15 protein-coding genes are annotated in these 17,744 nt (G+C 45.5%); all 15 read left to right on the forward strand.

Annotation, left to right across the window (positions count from 1 at the left end; translation table 11 throughout):
• The 15 genes from DL92_RS0104700 (at position 1) to DL92_RS0104775 (ending at position 17,744) form a co-directional block, all read left to right on the forward strand.
• Positions 1–1,116, forward strand: a complete 1,116-nt coding sequence (locus tag DL92_RS0104700; protein ID WP_026667044.1) for a DUF6017 domain-containing protein — start codon at positions 1–3, stop codon at positions 1,114–1,116.
• Positions 1,109–1,429, forward strand: coding sequence for a DUF6050 family protein (locus tag DL92_RS0104705; RefSeq protein WP_026667045.1), 321 nt, complete (start codon positions 1,109–1,111; stop codon positions 1,427–1,429). The genes DL92_RS0104700 and DL92_RS0104705 overlap by 8 nt, the downstream gene beginning before the upstream one ends.
• Before the next feature lie 3 nt (positions 1,430–1,432).
• A complete protein-coding gene (locus tag DL92_RS18235) occupies positions 1,433–2,671 on the forward strand; it encodes a zinc-ribbon domain-containing protein (protein ID WP_051625226.1) in 1,239 nt (412 codons plus the stop codon).
• A 46-nt stretch (positions 2,672–2,717) separates the two neighbouring features.
• Positions 2,718–3,398, forward strand: a complete 681-nt coding sequence (locus DL92_RS0104715) for a hypothetical protein (RefSeq protein ID WP_026667046.1) — start codon at positions 2,718–2,720, stop codon at positions 3,396–3,398.
• 209 nt (positions 3,399–3,607) lie between these two features.
• Positions 3,608–4,084 (forward strand): PcfB family protein, encoded by a 477-nt coding sequence (locus DL92_RS0104725; RefSeq protein WP_026667047.1) that lies wholly within the window; start codon positions 3,608–3,610, stop codon positions 4,082–4,084.
• Complete coding sequence (locus DL92_RS0104730) at positions 4,081–6,027, forward strand: VirD4-like conjugal transfer protein, CD1115 family (protein ID WP_155841024.1); 1,947 nt, start codon at positions 4,081–4,083, stop codon at positions 6,025–6,027. The genes DL92_RS0104725 and DL92_RS0104730 overlap by 4 nt, the downstream gene beginning before the upstream one ends.
• A gap of 304 nt (positions 6,028–6,331) precedes the next feature.
• A complete protein-coding gene (locus tag DL92_RS0104735; RefSeq protein ID WP_026667049.1) occupies positions 6,332–6,547 on the forward strand; it encodes a Maff2 family mobile element protein in 216 nt (71 codons plus the stop codon).
• A gap of 17 nt (positions 6,548–6,564) precedes the next feature.
• Positions 6,565–7,437 (forward strand): VirB6/TrbL-like conjugal transfer protein, CD1112 family, encoded by an 873-nt coding sequence (locus tag DL92_RS0104740; protein WP_026667050.1) that lies wholly within the window; start codon positions 6,565–6,567, stop codon positions 7,435–7,437.
• Between the two features lie 19 nt (positions 7,438–7,456).
• The gene (locus DL92_RS0104745) at positions 7,457–7,885 is read left to right on the forward strand and encodes a PrgI family protein (protein ID WP_026667051.1); all 429 of its coding nucleotides are present in this window, start codon (positions 7,457–7,459) and stop codon (positions 7,883–7,885) included.
• Positions 7,812–10,400 carry a VirB4-like conjugal transfer ATPase, CD1110 family gene (locus DL92_RS18240; protein ID WP_330371025.1) on the forward strand — a complete coding sequence of 863 codons (2,589 nt, stop codon included), beginning with the start codon at positions 7,812–7,814 and terminating at the stop codon, positions 10,398–10,400. The genes DL92_RS0104745 and DL92_RS18240 overlap by 74 nt, the downstream gene beginning before the upstream one ends.
• Positions 10,381–12,858, forward strand: coding sequence for a CD1108 family mobile element protein (locus DL92_RS21435; RefSeq protein ID WP_026667052.1), 2,478 nt, complete (start codon positions 10,381–10,383; stop codon positions 12,856–12,858). Before DL92_RS18240 ends, DL92_RS21435 begins: the two co-directional genes overlap by 20 nt.
• Before the next feature lie 15 nt (positions 12,859–12,873).
• Positions 12,874–13,185 carry a hypothetical protein gene (locus DL92_RS18245; protein WP_034468466.1) on the forward strand — a complete coding sequence of 104 codons (312 nt, stop codon included), beginning with the start codon at positions 12,874–12,876 and terminating at the stop codon, positions 13,183–13,185.
• A complete protein-coding gene (locus DL92_RS18250; protein WP_081816832.1) occupies positions 13,163–15,079 on the forward strand; it encodes a CD1107 family mobile element protein in 1,917 nt (638 codons plus the stop codon). Before DL92_RS18245 ends, DL92_RS18250 begins: the two co-directional genes overlap by 23 nt.
• Positions 15,080–15,139: 60 nt before the next feature.
• Positions 15,140–15,628, forward strand: coding sequence for a hypothetical protein (locus DL92_RS0104770; protein ID WP_026667053.1), 489 nt, complete (start codon positions 15,140–15,142; stop codon positions 15,626–15,628).
• 10 nt (positions 15,629–15,638) lie between these two features.
• Complete coding sequence (locus tag DL92_RS0104775; RefSeq protein ID WP_026667054.1) at positions 15,639–17,744, forward strand: DNA topoisomerase 3; 2,106 nt, start codon at positions 15,639–15,641, stop codon at positions 17,742–17,744.

The following is a 17,744-nucleotide window of genomic DNA, read 5'->3' on the forward strand; positions in this document are numbered from 1 at the left end:
ATGCCAAAGTTCGATTACGATTACTATTCTGGTGCAGAAAGTGAACAATTCCGATTCTTGAAGATACCGAAAGTGTTTTTCGAGGATCCTGATTACTTGGATTTAGGTCTAGCAGAATGCATCCTGTATGGTTTTCTACATGAGCAGGTTGCATTTTCAAAGCAGAACGGATGGGTTGATGAGGCAGGAAAAACCTATGTCATAAGATCACTGGAATCCATACAGAAACTGCTTCATGATTGCAGTGCTGATAAAGCAAGGTCAACTCTGAAAAATCTCATAGAATTTGGACTTATCGAGAAAAAACGTAGAGGGCAGGGCAAACCGGATATCATTTATGTGAAGAATTTTGTCAGCAAGAAGTCGGAAAAATCGTACTCTGAAGAAACGGATGATTGTGGAAAACTTTTTTCTGAAACAGGAAAAACCGAAGTCTTGAATGATGAAAAACCAATCTCTAGAGATGGGGATTTCCTTGTTCTTGAAGTGGGAAATTCCGCACCAATAGATCCTAATAATTATTTAAAAAATATTATTGAGCCTAATCATAATCTTATCCAGGTTACTGGTAATACTACAGAAGCGGCTTCGCCTGTGGATAACTCAGGATGGGATGAGGATGTGATACGTGAAGATATTGCACAGATCAAGGAGAATATCTATTACGACGAAATGTCTGCAAGGTACAGAGCAGAATATAACAGCCGATTTGACGAACTGTTTGAAGTTATGGTTGATCTCATAGCCGGAAAAAGAGAGTCGCTGAATATTGGAGGAACAGAGTATCCCCAATGGCTTGTTCGTAAAAGAATCTTATCACTGACAGCAAGCCATGTTGAGTATGTTATGGGGATGATAGCCGAGAATCTCGGCAAGATACACAATATGCGGAAGTATATGATTGCATCACTCTTTAATGCGCCGACAACGATGGATAATTACTTCACACAGCTTGTCCATCACGATATGCACACAGAGGAATGGTACGAGATGTCTCAGAAGATGGCTCGTCAAAGGGAGGCTGAGAGAAACGCACAGATACAGGAGCTTGAAGAAAGGCAAATCGGTCAATTATCAAGTGACGAAGAAAACATGAGGAGGGCAGCCAATGAGTGAGAGATTATCAGCGATGATATTTAAAGTTATATTGCCGGTACTGGCAATCAGCTTTATGGTGCTGTTCTGCTATCCGGTCTGCAATAAACCTGAAGGATTTGATTTCTTTTTGTTCTGGATCCTCGTAGGATTTCCATTCGGCATCAGACGGATGTGGTTGTGGCTGATACCGAGGAATTACGGCATTGCAGGCTCTCTTGGTGTGATAGCCCTGGATTGTATCGTTGGAGGAATCATAGGCGGTTTTATGGCTATTGTGGCTGCGATAAAAGCGGTAGCAACGACCGTACAGGTCATAACGGGGAGGTTGTGATGCATGAAGGAAACGGTGTCTGAGAAATGTCCGGAGCTTGCCGCACAATGGAGTAACAGAAATCTTCCCCTTATGCCATCTGATGTTACGATTGGATCACATAAGCGTGTGTGGTGGAGAGGCTCCTGCGGACATGAATGGCAGGCAATAGTGAAGAACAGAGTTAATGGTTCAGATTGTCCGTATTGCAACAGCAATCAGCTCTTAAAAGGCTTTAATGACCTTGCTACGATGAAGCCTGAGCTTGTATCCGAGTGGTCAGATAAAAATCATCCGCTTATGCCGGATATGGTTTTATCCTGCACCAACAAATCCGTATGGTGGAGATGCATCCAAGGGCATGAGTGGATAGCAAAGATAGCTGACAGGTACTATGGGAGCCAGTGTCCGTATTGTGAAGGACACATGCTTTATAAGGGCTTCAATGATCTTGCCAGTAATTATCCTGAACTTGCCAAGGAGTGGTCAGAGAAAAATGCTCCAAAGAGGGCTGATGAAGTATTTCCGAAGTCCAGGGAAAATGTCTGGTGGAAGTGCCGTGTATGCGGTTATGAATGGCGGGCAGTCATAGACAGCAGAGTAAAGGGTTCATCCTGTCCGGTATGCTCTGACAGAGTTGTTGTAGCCGGTGTGAATGACCTTGCTACCACGGATCCCGAACTGATATCTGAATGGGACTATGATCGTAATACGATGATTTCCCCGGAACAGGTGCATCGGAATTCTTTGAGGATAGTCTGGTGGAGATGTAGTCGAGGTCACAGATGGCGGGCTAAAATAGCTGACAGAGCCATTGATAAGGAGCCTTGCCATATATGCAGAAAAGAATTTGATAAGGAGTTCCCCGATATCCTTTTGATGCATTACTTAAAGCAGGCAGGATATGAGGTTATCATAGATGAGGAAGAGCTGATTGGCATTCCTCTTGCAAATTACATAAAGGAAAAGAATGCGGTTATTGAATTCTCAAAACCGTTTTATAATACAAAAGACGGATACAGATGGGAGTTTGCGAAGACGCAGCTATGCAAAAACGCAAGAATAAAACTGATCCGTATTCTAAGGCAAAGAGATAAGGAGTTTGAGGACTGCGTATGCATCACAAGGCTCAACGATTCAGATGAAGCACTTGGGGATGCCATAGAACTGGCGCTTCATATACTGAGGATAGAAATAAGCATTGATGTAAAAGCAGACCGACCACATCTATTTGATAAATATACAGCGATAGGGCAGTTATGAGAGAGATCTTGTAGCTGCCTTTTTTATTTGAAAAAGGGAGGATGGAATGGCAAAGAGTATAGAATCGCTAGTAGAAAAAGAAATTCAGAAGGGATCGACGCCGTTAAAGCTCGACAGTGTTATGGTTCCGGTAGAGGGCTTCAGGGATATAGATAGCAGAGAGCGTCTCATCAATATCCTTCAGTATCTTCTCCGGGTGAGAGAGCATAAAAAGCTCATCTGGAACGATACCCTGTCTGCCAACAATGTCTATATGGATGTATTCCTTGGCAAGACAGACTTTCACAGAGCTGCGCTCATTACCGGGCGTGAAGAAATTTATCAGCACATCAACTGGTACGGCGGAAAGCTTAAGCCGGATTATAATGGAAAAACCGTGATAGAGACTGATGTATGCGCTTTTTCCATAGCAGATGATGAACTGGAGAAATGTAAGAAAACCTATGATGGGAAAGAAGCCTATTCTTTCTATTTTGGAAAATATCAGATTCGTTCTCTTTATGCGGATTGCCTTGAGTACAGAAAGAATATGGAATGGGATGAAGTTACACCACATGCCACTGATGAAGGCACACAGCAGGCGGATTATGGAAAATACAGTGAGCTTTTCAGGCTGAATGATGATGTAATCAGAGCAGTTCTTTTTCAGTGCCTTTTACTGGATGATCTTAAGATTGAAAACGGCATGGTATTTGCAAATCTGTATACGATATATTTACTACGGTAGGAACAACAAAACAGTAGATACAGCGATAGGAGCAGTTTTTATATCTCTTCGGAGACGTAAAGGCTGCTCCTTTTTGCGTTATGGAGATTATTATCCGGCAGGAGACCGGAGGAAAGGAACTATATGAGAAAAATATATCTGCGGAGGCTGCTGGTGCCTCCCTGGCTGTGAACATTACCGGAAGATAAACGAAAGACAGGAGGATAATGATGCAGGAAGAAGTAACACAAAAATCTATTGCCCTTGTGATCAGAACCTCCAAACTGACTGCCGATGTGCTTAAGAAAGCCATGATTGCCTATTTGAATCACCTTAAGAACAAACAGGCTAACTGGCATGGAAAGATTTCCGTAAAGAAGCTCATGGGCAAGGATCAGGGTGCGAATACCATGGAAATAACGGAGAATAACATCAAATCTTTTGAGCGTGTTGCGAAGAAGTACAATGTTGATTTTGCCGTGAAAAAAGACAAGACCGTGGATCCGCCAAAGTATGTTGTTTTCTTCAAGGGCAGGGATGCCGACGTGATTGCGATGGCATTCAAAGAATTTGTGCATGGAAACGAAAAGAGGCAGAACCGTGAATCCGTAAGGGATAGGCTGAACCGTTATAAGGAACTCTGGACTCAAACAATGAACAGGGAACGCGCCAGAGAAAAAACCAAGGATCGGGGACAGAGCCTATGAGTAAGGTAGTAGACGGAATCATAAAAGATTTAAAGAACATACCCGAATCCTTGCGGAAAAAGATGAAAGGCACGGATAAGAATAAGCTGATCCGTATGAGCATCCCCTATGTTATCGTAGGATATTTCTGTGATAAGTCAGCGTGGATGTTCAGACAGGTCGAGGGAGATCTCTTCCCAAGGCTTATGGATACAGCTTCAAGGCTGGGAGAGGCTTTTGCCAACCCTTTGCCGAGTTTCAATCCAATGGATCTGCTTTTTGGAGTAGCGTGTGGAGTTGGCTTTCGTCTGATTGTGTATTTCAAGGCGAAGAACGCCAAAAAGTTCAGACACGGAGTGGAGTATGGCAGCGCAAGATGGGGAAATGCAAAGGATATCGAGCCATATATGGATCCGGTATTCGAGAACAATATCATCTTAACAGCATCGGAGAGGCTGATGATGTCGGGCAGACCAAGCTCACCCAAGTATGCCAGGAATAAAAATATCCTGGTCATAGGTGGAAGTGGTAGCGGCAAGACCCGCTTTTTCGTGAAGCCGAATTTGATGCAGATGCATAGTTCCTATGTAGTTACCGACCCGAAAGGCACGGTTTTGGTTGAGTGCGGGAGGATGCTTAAAAAGGGCATTCCGGATGTCGATGATGATGGAAATATCAAGAGAGATGACAAAGGGAAAATCATCTACAAGCCATATAAAATAAAGGTTTTGAACACAATAAACTTCGCACGTTCCATGCACTATAACCCCTTCGCCTACATCCGTAGTGAGAAGGATATCTTAAAACTGGTAAACACGATCATAGTAAACACGAAGGGAGAGGGCCAGCAGTCCGGGGAAGATTTTTGGGTGAAAGCCGAGAAGCTGTTATATACGGCATACATCGGCTTTATCTGGTATGAAGCCCCTGAGAGCGAGCAGAATTTTTCCATGCTCATCGATATGATTGATGCCAGTGAAGCAAGGGAGGATGATGAAAGCTTCAAGAATCCGGTGGATTTGCTCTTTGATGAGCTTGAGGCGAAGGATCCAAACCACTTTGCGGTACGTCAGTATAAAAAATATAAATTAGCTGCCGGAAAGACCGCAAAAAGTATTTTGATTTCATGCGGCGCGAGGCTTGCACCGTTTGATATTGCAGAGCTTCGGGAGCTTACAAGCTATGATGAGCTTGAGCTTGACAAGCTGGGAACGGAACTAACGGCATTGTTTGTTATCATCTCTGATACAGACGATACATTCAATTTCATTGTAAGTATCATGTACACCCAGCTATTTAACCTGCTCTGCGAGATTGCTGACAATGTTTATAACGGGAGACTGCCGATTCATGTGCGATGTCTTTTGGACGAGTTTGCAAATATCGGCCAGATCCCAAAGTTTGAGAAGCTGATAGCGACCATCAGATCGCGTGAAATATCTGCTTCTATTATTTTACAGTCAAAGTCCCAGCTCAAGGCTATTTATAAGGACAATGCGGACACCATCGAAGGCAACTGCGACACAACCCTGTTTTTGGGAGGCAAGGAAAAGACGACCTTGAAAGAAATGGCAGAGATCCTCGGTAAAGAAACCATTGACCTATATAATACCTCGGACACAAGAGGTACAAGCCAGTCCTACGGTCTGAATTACCAAAAGACCGGAAAAGAACTCATGAGTCAGGATGAGATAGCAGTCATGGACGGTGGGAAATGTATCATGCAGCTGAGAGGCGTGAGACCTTTTTTCTCAGACAAATACGATATAACGCAGCATAAGCAGTACAAGAAGCTGTCCGATTATGACAAGAAAAACGAATTTGACATTGAAAAATATGTCAAGAACCTCTGTCATGCGGTAGTTAAATCGGATGACAAGATGGATGCGGCATTTGAATATGATGCCGAAACAGGAAAAATTGAACAGGTCAAAGGCGAGACGGAGGAGAAATCCCAAACCTGAGCCAAGACCGAAACTACAACTTCATAGGATGAAGCTAAACGGATCCTTTAGGACAAACCTGATGCGGATTCCATCCATAAAGGAAGCAGACGATGAGCGCCTACCAAGCAAATATCATCATCTGCCCCAAGTGGGAATGGCATAACCAGACCCTGCGTTCATTTTATCAGATATGTGCGACAGTCGCACATATTAAGTATAGATGAAGCAGGGTATTTTTATGCCTTCCAAAAGAACAGTAAACAATATCAAACATTTGGAAGGAGGATAACCCAAGAGTAAAATTTTTTGGGTTTCAAGAATCATGGCTTTTTTTACTAATAGCGTAACTGCCCTTAAAACTGTCGTAACCGCCATCGGCGCAGGTGTAGCCGTATGGGGAATCATCAACTTGCTGGAGGGCTATGGTAACGATAACCCCGGTGCAAAATCACAGGGAATCAAGCAGCTGATGGCGGGCGGAGGTATCGTAATCATCGCCCAGACGGTGATCCCTCAGCTTACAACCCTCTTCTCATAAGGAGAAGATCACGATAGATGAACACTATCGTTGAAAAGATTACCGAACTCATAAAGGAAATGCTGCAAGGTTGGGTAATGTCTAACCTCGAAGGTATGTTTACCGATGTGAATACAAAGGTAGGAACAATCGCCGGAGAGGTTAGCCAGACTCCCAGCGCATGGAACGCAGGTATTTTCAATATGATCAAAAACCTGTCAGATACGGTCATCATACCGATAGCCGGGATCATCATAACCTATGTGCTGTGTTATGAGCTGATAACGATGGTAATAGACAAGAACAACATGCATGAATTCGATACGAGCCTTTTCTTCAGATATCTTTTCAAGGCTTGCATAGCAGTAATGCTTCTTAGCAAGACCTCGGATATCGTTATGGCGATCTTCGATGTGGGCGGTCACATGGTAAGCGAAGCTGCCAGTGCCATCACAGGTTCCACATCCCTTGATGTGGGAGCCACGATTCAGTCAATGTTTTCGTCACAGCTGTCAACCATGGAGATAGGCGAGCTGATAGGTCTTGGCATAGAAACGATGTTCTGCAGCTTTTGTATGAAGATCATGTCCGTTTTGATCACCGTCATATTATACGGGCGCATGATTGAAATCTATCTTTATGTTTCGGTAGCACCGATGCCTTTTGCAACCCTTGTGAACAGGGAGTGGGGAAGCATCGGATCCAACTATATCAAAGGATGCATAGCACTGGCTTTTCAGGGATTTTTCATTATGGTTTGCGTGGCAATCTACGCAGTCCTTGTAAATGCTGTGGCAGTGGCTTCAAATCTGCACTCAGCACTTTGGCAGGTAATGGCTTATACCGTTGTCCTGTGCTTCTCCCTGTTTAAGACCGGATCACTTGCGAAGAGCATCCTTCACGCGTCGTAGAACGGAGGTGACTAAAAACATGGCAATCGCAGTTGATGTGGCAAAGGACCCGAAAGCGATCAAGTCGAAATTCATCGGGAATTTCACAAAGCGTCAGGTCATTTGCTTTGGAGCGGCTGCCGTGGTGGGAGTACCATTTTATCTTCTGACAAGAAAGGTAATCGGGACGGACGTGGCTGCCCTCATGATGGTGGCAGTCATGCTCCCGTTCTTCTTTATAGCAATGTATGAAAAGGACGGAGTGCCTGCAGAGCAGTATCTGAAGCAGGTCATTGAGATGAAATTCATCCGGCCCGGGATAAGAAGGTACAAGGTGGAAAACCTCTACGAGCAGTTAAGAGAAAGAGAATCTATGGAAAAGGAGGTGGAAGCTCTTGAACGCAAGCAAAAAAAGTGGAAAGAAGAGCGTTACGGCAAAGTCGCAGAAAAGCGTGAAGCAGACAAATAAGCCTGCAAAAGCCGTGCAGAGTAAGAAAAGCGGCAAGTCGCTGTTTGAGAGATTCACGGGACTTACGCTTGCTGAGTTCTTAAAGCTGAAAAAGCTTAAGAAAACGCTCTCCGGAGATAATGGTCAGTCCGGCAAGCAGATTTCCACACAGCAGACCATTACCTTTGACAAGATGTACCAGGATGGCATCTGCAAGGTTAGAAAGAATTATTATACGAAGATGATCGAGTTTTATGATCTAAACTATGTGCTTCTGGATGAGGAAGAAAGGGCGGATATACTGGGGCTGTATTCACAGCTCATAAACTATTTTGATCCGACCATCAACTTTCAGATATTCCTCTTTAACAGACATGTGAATGAGGAGACACTGGCGGCACAGTTTGAGATCTCTCCCCAGGGAGATAGGTTCGATGATATCCGTGAGGAGTTTTCGGATATGTTAAAGAGCCTGTCTGCAAAGGGAAATAACGGAGTCATCAAGAGCAAATATATCATTTTCGGCATTGAAGCAGAGAATATCAAGGAAGCAAGGCAGAGGTTCATAAGCCTTGAGGCAGATATCATAAAGAACCTCAAAAACCTTGGTACCAATGCGAAGTGCCTTGACGGAAAGGAACGCTTAAGAGTCCTGTATGAGTTTTTCAATCAGGATAAGATGGAGCCTTTCCGTTTTTCATTTAAGGAAATGGCGGAGTCCGGCAATACGGTTAAGGATTATATCGCACCGCAGGGCTTTGAGTTCCGTTTCCCCGGCAGATACAAGATGGGGCATATGTTTGGAGCTACAAAGTATCTGGACATCATATCCCCGAAACTGAATGACGAGCTTTTAAAAAGGCTCTTGGATATAGACAGCAATATCTCCATATCTATCCACATGAGAACCATTGAGCCTACAGAAGCGATCAAGCTCTTAAAAAGAGCACTGTCGGATGTTCAGAAAACAAAGATCGACGAGCAGAAAAAAGCAGTCAGAGCCGGGTATGACATGGACATTCTTCCTACGGATATCGTTCTGTATGAGAAAAACACCATGGAGCTTTTGGATGATCTGAATACCAGTAATCAGAAGCTAATCTGGACAACAATCCTGATATCGAGCTTTGGAAGAAACAAGAAGGAACTGGAGAGTGTATCACAGAGGGTGTCGGGTATCATTCAGCAGGCAAACTGTAGGCTTATCGACCTTCAGTACAAGCAGGAAGTGGCTATGAATGCCGCAGCTCCCATAGGCATCAATGAAACGAAGGAGGGCAGGCATCTGATCACAAAGAACCTGGCAATCCTTGTGCCGTTCAATACACAGGAGCTTTTCCAGTCGGGACAGTCTTTGTATTACGGACTGAATGCCCTTTCCAACAACATGATCATGGCAGACCGTAAGAAGCTTCGTACACCGAACGGCGTAATCTTAGGTACGCCCGGTTCCGGTAAATCATTTTCTGCAAAGCGTGAGATTCTTGGAAGTTTCCTTGTATCAAGGGATGACATTTTGATCTGTGATCCCGAGGGCGAGTATTACCCGCTTGTAAAGGCACTTGGCGGTGAGGTGGTTAAGCTGGCGACCAATTCAAAGGATTATCTTAATCCGATGGATATACAGCTTTCACATAAGAATGACAGGGAGGCACTTAAGCTTAAGTCAGACTTTTTAATCACGCTCTGTGATGCAATCGCAGGCGGGGAGACAGGTCTTGCAAATGATGAAAAGGGTATCATCGACCGCTGTATTGAGGGTATTTATGATGAGTATTTCAAAGACCCGAGACCGGAGAATATGCCGATATTGGAAGATCTTTATAACGCACTGGTTAAGTATGAGCCGGATAAGGCAGTATCAGAGGAGCTTGCCATTGATGCAAAGCAGAAGGCGGTGCGTATCGCAAACAGCCTTGTTTTATATGTACATGGTTCTCAGAACTATTTCAATCACAGGACAAACGTGGATTCTCAGAACCGTATTGTCTGCTTTGATATCAGAGACCTTGGAAAGCAGCTGAAAGAACTGGGAATGCTGATCGTGCAGGATGCGGTATGGAACAGGGTTTCCCGTAACCGTGAGCGTAGGGTGGCTACCCGTTACTACTGTGACGAGTTTCACTTGCTTTTAAGAGATAAGCAGACAGCGCAGTATTCAGTGGAGATCTGGAAGCGTTTCAGAAAGTGGGGCGGTATTCCTACAGGTCTGACGCAGAACGTGGGAGACTTCCTTCGTTCGGAGGAGATCGAGGGTATCCTTGGTAACAGCGATTTTGTATATCTCCTTAACCAGAACGCAAAGGATCAGGTGATCCTGGCAGACAAGCTGGGACTTTCTGAGAAGCAGCTCCAGTATGTAACAAACTCTGAATCCGGATGCGGACTCATTCTTTTTAATGATGTGGTCATTCCGTTTGCGGACAGATATCCGACAGATACCAAGACGTATGCGATCATGAACACTCGTCCACAGGAGGAAGAGGAACATACTGCTGACAAGGGAGATGATGCGGATGGCGAAGAAAAAGAATAATACGGCAAGGAAGGCAGTATCGGATATAACCAGGGCTAAACCCGAGGGATTTGATGCGAAAGCCGATGCTGGTGATTTTAAGAAAGCACGGGCGGGTCCTACGGGATCCGCTGATGGAAAGGTAAAGAGCAATGCTCACAAAGGCAAGGTCGTAAGCGAAGCACAGGAGATGTTTAATGCTGCACCTGCAAATACGGTTTCCCAGGCAGAAGAAAAGAGCAGAAAGGTCAATCAGGAATTCTTTAAAAAACATGAGAATGAAGATGATAAAAATACCGAGTATGCTTCTCAGCGTGAGGAAACAAGGGCACTCCGTAAGCACAGGCAGCATGAGAGCCGTGCAAGGGTAAAGGATAGCTTCATACAGTCAGATGGAGATTTCCATGGAAAGACCGGATTTGTGGAAGAAGCAGGTGCTGAAACGGCAAAGAGCCATAAGCTTGAGATGCTTGAAAAGAAAGCGGAAAAGGCTGGTGCTAAAGCACAAAAGGCAAGGAAGAAGCTGCCGCAGCGCAAGGAGTACAAGCTGGTACGGCATTTCGATGAAAAGACCGGGAAAGTAACCTATGAGCTTCAGACCAATAAGGTACTAAAAAAGCCGAAGTCAGATAATCCCATAACTGCCGCAAACCGCAGGGCGATGATGGAAGCACAGGGACTGGTGCATGACAAGATATCGGAGGATGAAAAGGATAACTCCGGTGTTGAAGCTGCCCACAGGACAGAAGAGGCTGGTGAAGCCGTTATCGTTCATGCGAGAAATATAAAGCATGGCGTACAGGCAAAGCGAAGTAATAAGGTAGCGGCTCTTGAAAAGAAGCAGTTCAAGGCGGAGGTGAACTTCAGATATCAAAAGTATTTGGAGGAAAACCCGGAGGTCAAAAAGAAAGCCATACAGAAGCGTCTGCAGAAGCAGCGTATCAAGCGTGAGTATGCCAAGGCACTTAAGAAAGGGACGACTGAGGCAAAGCAGGCTGCCGGATATGCAAAAAAAGCGGCAACAACAACCACAAATATGGCAAGAAAGGTAGCAGAGTTCGCAAGGAAGCATATCGGAGCGATAGCGACAATAGGCTTGTTCGGACTCTTTTTTATGCTCATTGCCGCAGGTATATCAAGCTGTTCTGCTGTACTTAATGGTGGCCTGTCGGCAACCATGGCAGGAAGCTATCAGAGTCAGCCAGCTCAGCTTGATGCATCGGATGAAGCTATGACTTCAAGGGAAATGGCATTGCAGAACACCATAGACAGTATTGAGGAAGATTATCCCGATTATGACGAGTACAACTATAACCTTGAAGAGATCGGGCATAATCCTTTTACGCTGATCAATTACCTGTCAGCCATAAAGGTTGATGTGGTGGCTGCGGACTGTGATGCGGAGATCGAATCGCTTTTTGATGAGATGTATGAGCTGACCCTTACACCAAGGGAAGAGACACGAACCCGCACGGTAACTGTTACGAATGAGGAAACCGGTGAAGAGGAAGAAGTGGAAGAGGAATATACCGTAACGATCCTTGATGTGGAGCTTACCCGTAAGCCTTTGGAGGATATCGTAGCGGAGCGTCTTACCGGGAATGATGATGCAAGTACGCTTTATGCGGCATATCAGCAGACCAATGGTGCGCTTCAGCAGTTTTATACGCCTCTTGATACGGACTGGTACAGCCTGATTAAGAGCTACTACGGCTACAGGAAGAATCCTATCACCGGAGAGAACCAGTTTCATAGGGGTATTGATATCGCAGTACCGGAAGGGACAGAGGTTTATGCCGCGCATGACGGAACAGTAACCACGGCAGCCTATGACGATGATTATGGGAATTATATCGTGATCACGGATTCAAAAGGCTTTACTACGAAGTATGCGCATCTTGAAAGTATGAATGTCAGCGCAGGGCAGACAGTAAGGCATGGAGAGATTATAGGTAAGACCGGAAGTACGGGAGCCGTAACGGGAAGCCACTTACATCTGGAGTGCTTATCGGATGGAGAGTATTATAATCCGCTTTTCTATTTTGAAAACGGTAACGGATCCATTTACGGTACGACAGATCCTATTGGTGGCAGTGGCGATGTAGCGGCACTTATAGCAGAAGCGGAGAACTACCTCGGATACCCGTATGTATGGGGCGGTAGCAACCCGTCAACGAGCTTCGACTGTTCGGGATTTGTATGTTACGTGCTTACTCACAGCGGTTATTGCAACATGCCAAGAACCACGGCGCAGGGTATTTATAACCAATGTACACCGATCAGTGCATCAGAAGCGAGAGCCGGAGACATTATCTTTTTTACGGGTACATACAATTCCGGCAATCCTGTAACCCACGTCGGTATCTATGCTGGCAATGGACAGATGATACACGCAGGCGATCCAATCAAATACTCTTCCATCAACACACCATACTGGCAATCGCATTTCTATTCATTTGCGAGAGTTCCAGGGCATTAAGTATAAGGAGGCAAGATGAAAAGAGAAACAATCAAGAAAAACCGCATTCATGCCGCCGAGAAGAAAGAGTATTACACCGAGCGTGAAAAATACTGGGCGAGACTTGAGCAGGAAGCGGATGATGCGGAAGCGATGAAGATCATCAGAAAGAAACATATAACACCAGAGCAGCTGGCACTATTTAACAGCCTTTCTGAAAAAGAGGTTGCGGACATGATAGCTGCAAGGGACAAGGAATCAAAACAGACCCCGCCCGATGAAGGCGGGGCCTTTCATGCAGAAAATGAAAAGGAGACAAACGAAAATGCAAAGAAAGTTATCAGTTAGGATTATTGCATCGCTGATCTTATCGGTGATGCTATTTGCACTGCCGGTCGGGGCATTCATTGCGAACAGCTCCACGGCGGTATCGGTATATGCCGAAGAGAGCGTGACAGGTAATGAAGCAGGAACTACAGATGATTCGTCATCAAGTGCTGATGCGTCAGACAGCGGATCAACGGATAATGGTTCATCTGAAGATGGAACAGATACATCAGTTGAGAATCCTACAGGCGGGGATAATTCCGGTGCCGGGGATGGTTCCAACACAGGAGACAGCGCCTCCGAAAATGAATCCGGGGATGGTGAGGACGGTGGTGAGACTGGAGAAGATGATCCCACACCGACTCCTGAACCTACACCTGAGCCGGAACCTGAGTGTATCTGTGACCACAAGTGCAGCCAGTATGATTACAACAAGGACTGCCCTGTATGTAGTCAGAACTATAAGGACTGCGCATATAAGGAGCCGAGCGTAAAGATTACGATCAATACTCCTTCGGGATGGTACTCAAGCGGTACATCTGCAAAGGTCACTTTTAAGGTCGAAGATATCCTTGATACAGGGAACTTTGCCATAAAGTCCGTGAAAGCAAAGATCGGACAGAATGGCAGCTACAACGATGTAACAGAGGATATGTTCCTTGAGATTTCCGAGAACTGCACCGTATATGTGCTTGTGACGGATGCTAATGATAAGAGCTATGAGAGAAGCCGTTCCATCAAGTGCTTTGATACAAGCAAGCCTACGCTGAATGCGGCGGTATCGGACGGACTTCTCACTATCCAGGCATCCGATAATGACTCCGGCGTAAAGGTTATCTATGTGAACGGATATGAGTTTACTGATGTTACGAACGGAACCGTAAATATCAGGCTTTCCCAGTTCGATGCAGGCTATGAGTATTTCACGATCACAGCCATGGATAATGCCGGGAATGTATCGGAGGTTTATAAGACAAAGAATCCTTACTACAAGGATCCTAACTCTGATGATGACAGTAATCCGGCAGAACAGCTTCCTGCAAGTGCGGAGGCTACGAAGCCTTCCAGTGCGACCGCAACGGTTACAGATCACACAAAGACTGACAGTAATGGAAATACGACAAGCACTACAAGTACCTCAACCAGCACCAATACATCTCCCGAGGCGCAGAAAAAAGCCGAGTTTGCCAAGGCTGATGCAGAGGAGGCTGCTTTATCAGATGGAGAGAACGGCGAGGATATGAACCTTGGAAAAGAGTTTTATACCATCGAAGCTGCAAGCGGCAAGGTCTTTTATCTGATCATTGATCGTGACGGACAGGAGGAGATGGTTTATTTCCTGACAGAGATCACGGAGAATGACCTGCTTAATGTAACAACAGATAATTCGGAGACTCTGCCTAAGAACTCAGCGGCTCTTGAATCGCAGATCCCTGTGACGGAGAGCGCATTGCCTAATAACAATACGGATATCGACGATACCCACGAAGTTGAGACTCCTACTGAGACACCGAAGGAACCACAGGAGACTGAACCGGAAGAGCCTGCCGAAGAGGAGCCGGAAGAGCCTGTTAAGAGCAATCCGATTTTGGGATATATCATCATGGCTATCTTTGGCGGCGGTGTGATCGGGGCTGCATATTATTTCAAGGTAGTTAAGAAAAAGCAGGACGGCGATTTTGTCGAGGATGAAGATGAAGAAGCCGAAGAGGAAGTATATGCAGACGATGCGGATGAGCAGGAAAAGGATCCTAATGACGCCTGGTTTGATAATGCCGATGATGCGGCAGATTATCCTGAACCTACAGAAGAACAGAAAGACAGACCTGCTCCTACGGCGGAGGATATGGAAGATGCAACAATAGCTGATACGGAAGAGGAGAGCGCAGCAGATGTATCAGAAAAAGATGAATAAACACATTTACGGCGGAGAGGATAACCTCTCCGTCATCTTTTGAAAGGAGAAATGAGTTTTATGGAACAGACAGCAGAAAAAAAGAAGATGGATGAGATCACCATCAAGTTTGGCAAGGGATGTGTCGGAGAGCCTTTTACGGGTAAGGACGGCAAGGAGTATAAGCAGATCCTTATTCCTAACAAGGATGAAAATGATCATAGTCCCTGGGCAACATTTGTAGCAAGGTCAAATGCGGTGCATGAGGATCAGTATGGTAAGGGCATGTGGATGAAGCTACCTGCTGATGGCCATACCACAGTACGCAAGGATCACTGCGTCGGTGAGGGCGCAGATGGAAAAAAGATCTGGGAGACTGAAAAGACCAAGGTATCCAACAGAGATCTGAAGGGCATGGTGGAGTTTTATAAGTCCAGAGGCAAGGAACAGGAGGAAAAGCCGAGAGAATCTCTTAAGGACAGGCTTTCCGAGAAAAAGGCGGAAGTATCACAGCAGAAGCACGATGCTCCTCAGAAGACTGCCACCAAGTCAAAGGAAGCTTCTTTATAAGGAGGCTGCTATGGGATACAAGTTAGTGGTTACTGAAAAGCCCAGTGTGGCCAGAGCCTATGCGGATGCACTGGGCGTAAAGAATGCACAGGACGGTTATATCGAGGGAAACGGTTATATCATTTCATGGTGCGTAGGACATCTTATCGAGCTGGCACAGCCGGATTCTTATGATCCTGCACTAAAGAAATGGTCGTATAATTCGCTCCCGATCATGCCGGGGAACTGGCAGTATGAGATCAAAAAGGATACAAAAGCCCAGTTTAAGGTACTTAAGAAGCTCATGCACGATAAAGGTGTGGATGAGACTATCTGTGCTACCGATGCCGGACGAGAGGGCGAGCTTATATTCAGACTTGTATATGAGCAGGCAGGCTGTGATAAACCCATCAAGCGTTTATGGCTTTCATCCATGGAAGAGAGTGCCATAAGGGAAGGCTTTGCCAATCTGAAACCCGGATATATGTACAACGACCTGTATCAGAGTGCTTTATGCAGACAACAGGCTGACTGGCTTGTGGGTATCAATGGTACAAGGCTTTTCACGGTGCTTTATAACAGACTTTTGAAAGTCGGAAGGGTGCAGACTCCTACACTTGCAATGCTTGTGGACAGAGACGAAGCAATCCGAACCTTTAAGAAAGAGCCGTTTTATACCTGCCATATAGATGTAAATGGCATGGAAGCGGTATCCGATAAGTTCAAGACCGAAGATGAGGCAATGTCCGTAGAGGGATGTGCCGTATTTAACCCGGTGCGTATTACGAAGGTGGAGGAAGAGGAAAAGAGTATCGCACAGCCGAGACTTTATGACCTTACCACCCTGCAGAGGGATGCCAATCGTATCTTTGGATTTACGGCAAAGCAGACCTTGGATTATACCCAGAGCCTTTATGAAAAGCGTCTTTGTACTTATCCGAGGACGGACAGCCAGTTTTTATCCGATGATATGGGACAGACTGCGGAAGATGTGATCGGAGCGGTGTTTAAAAGCATATTAAAGATTCCGCAGGATTATTCGCCGGATATCGGCAGAGTCTTAAACAGTAAAAAGGTCACAGACCACCATGCCATCATTCCCACGATGGAAATAGGCAAACAAAATATGGATGCACTTGCAGAGGGAGAGAAGAAGATTCTTTACCTCATTTCATATCGTGTTCTGTGTGCTACATCCGGGAGGCACATTTATAAGGGTGTAAAGGTGGAACTTGACTGTGATGGGTTTAAGTTTCATGCAAGCGGAAAGACGGTCATATCCGAAGGCTTTAAGAAGTATGAAAAGATGCTCAGGAACCGCTTTAAGGTAAAGACTGATGCGGAAGATGAAGAAAAGCCTATTCCAGTAATAAGGGAAGGACAGTCATTCCGTGATGTGAATCCGAGAGTGGTGGAGGGCTTCACGCAGCCACCAAAAGCTTTTACGGAAGACACGCTCCTTAAGTATATGGAGACTGCCGGTGCTTCGGAAATGGACGATGATGTAGAGCGTAAGGGTCTCGGCACACCTGCCACCAGAGCGGATATCATCGAGAAGCTGGTAAAAGACGGTTTTGTCAAAAGAGATAAGAAAAAGCTGGTTCCCACGGATGATGGAATCAAGCTCATAACCATCCTGCCTGATGCGGTGAAATCTCCGCAGATGACGGCGGACTGGGAAAACGCACTTGTCCTTGTCTCCAAGGGTGAGATGAGTGCGGATGCCTTTATTAAGGGCATTAAGGACATGGTAACTGATTTGATAAAAACATACAGTAGCGTAAGCGAGGAGGAAAAGAAGATGTTTGGTTCAGAAGAAGCAATCGGAAAATGCCCTAAGTGTGGCGGAGATGTTGTTGTCGGCAAGTATGGAGCATACTGCACCGAGAAGTGCGGCATGAGCCTTGGCTATGCCATGGGAAGAAAGCTTGACGAGGAGCAGATCAAGAAGCTTCTTGCAGGAGAAAAGATCTTTATGAAAGGTCTTAAGAGCAAGAAGGGCAAGAGCTACGATGCTTTTCTTAAGCCTGAAGGTGTGGAGGCGTATGACTACACCAATAAGGATGGCGAAGAGAGGAGCGGTTTCCAGTTCAAGTTTTCCATGGAGTTTCCGGAGCGTAAGAAGAAGGGAGAGTGA

It is taken from the genome of Butyrivibrio sp. AE2005 (assembly GCF_000686965.1).
GTDB lineage: Bacteria > Bacillota > Clostridia > Lachnospirales > Lachnospiraceae > Butyrivibrio > Butyrivibrio hungatei_A.

Bases quoted from the DNA above. Each gene is read 5' to 3' on its own strand.
- DL92_RS0104745 (WP_026667051.1), top strand. From the start codon at position 7,457: ATGGCAATCGCAGTTGATGTGGCAAAGGACCCGAAAGCGATCAAGTCG.
- DL92_RS21435 (WP_026667052.1), top strand. From the start codon at position 10,381: ATGGCGAAGAAAAAGAATAATACGGCAAGGAAGGCAGTATCGGATATA.
- DL92_RS0104725 (WP_026667047.1), top strand. From the start codon at position 3,608: ATGCAGGAAGAAGTAACACAAAAATCTATTGCCCTTGTGATCAGAACC.
- DL92_RS0104705 (WP_026667045.1), top strand. From the start codon at position 1,109: ATGAGTGAGAGATTATCAGCGATGATATTTAAAGTTATATTGCCGGTA.
- DL92_RS0104740 (WP_026667050.1), top strand. From the start codon at position 6,565: ATGAACACTATCGTTGAAAAGATTACCGAACTCATAAAGGAAATGCTG.
- DL92_RS0104700 (WP_026667044.1), top strand. From the start codon at position 1: ATGCCAAAGTTCGATTACGATTACTATTCTGGTGCAGAAAGTGAACAA.
- DL92_RS18235 (WP_051625226.1), top strand. From the start codon at position 1,433: ATGAAGGAAACGGTGTCTGAGAAATGTCCGGAGCTTGCCGCACAATGG.
- DL92_RS18245 (WP_034468466.1), top strand. From the start codon at position 12,874: ATGAAAAGAGAAACAATCAAGAAAAACCGCATTCATGCCGCCGAGAAG.
- DL92_RS18250 (WP_081816832.1), top strand. From the start codon at position 13,163: ATGCAAAGAAAGTTATCAGTTAGGATTATTGCATCGCTGATCTTATCG.
- DL92_RS0104735 (WP_026667049.1), top strand. From the start codon at position 6,332: ATGGCTTTTTTTACTAATAGCGTAACTGCCCTTAAAACTGTCGTAACC.
- DL92_RS0104770 (WP_026667053.1), top strand. From the start codon at position 15,140: ATGGAACAGACAGCAGAAAAAAAGAAGATGGATGAGATCACCATCAAG.
- DL92_RS0104715 (WP_026667046.1), top strand. From the start codon at position 2,718: ATGGCAAAGAGTATAGAATCGCTAGTAGAAAAAGAAATTCAGAAGGGA.
- DL92_RS0104730 (WP_155841024.1), top strand. From the start codon at position 4,081: ATGAGTAAGGTAGTAGACGGAATCATAAAAGATTTAAAGAACATACCC.
- DL92_RS0104775 (WP_026667054.1), top strand. From the start codon at position 15,639: ATGGGATACAAGTTAGTGGTTACTGAAAAGCCCAGTGTGGCCAGAGCC.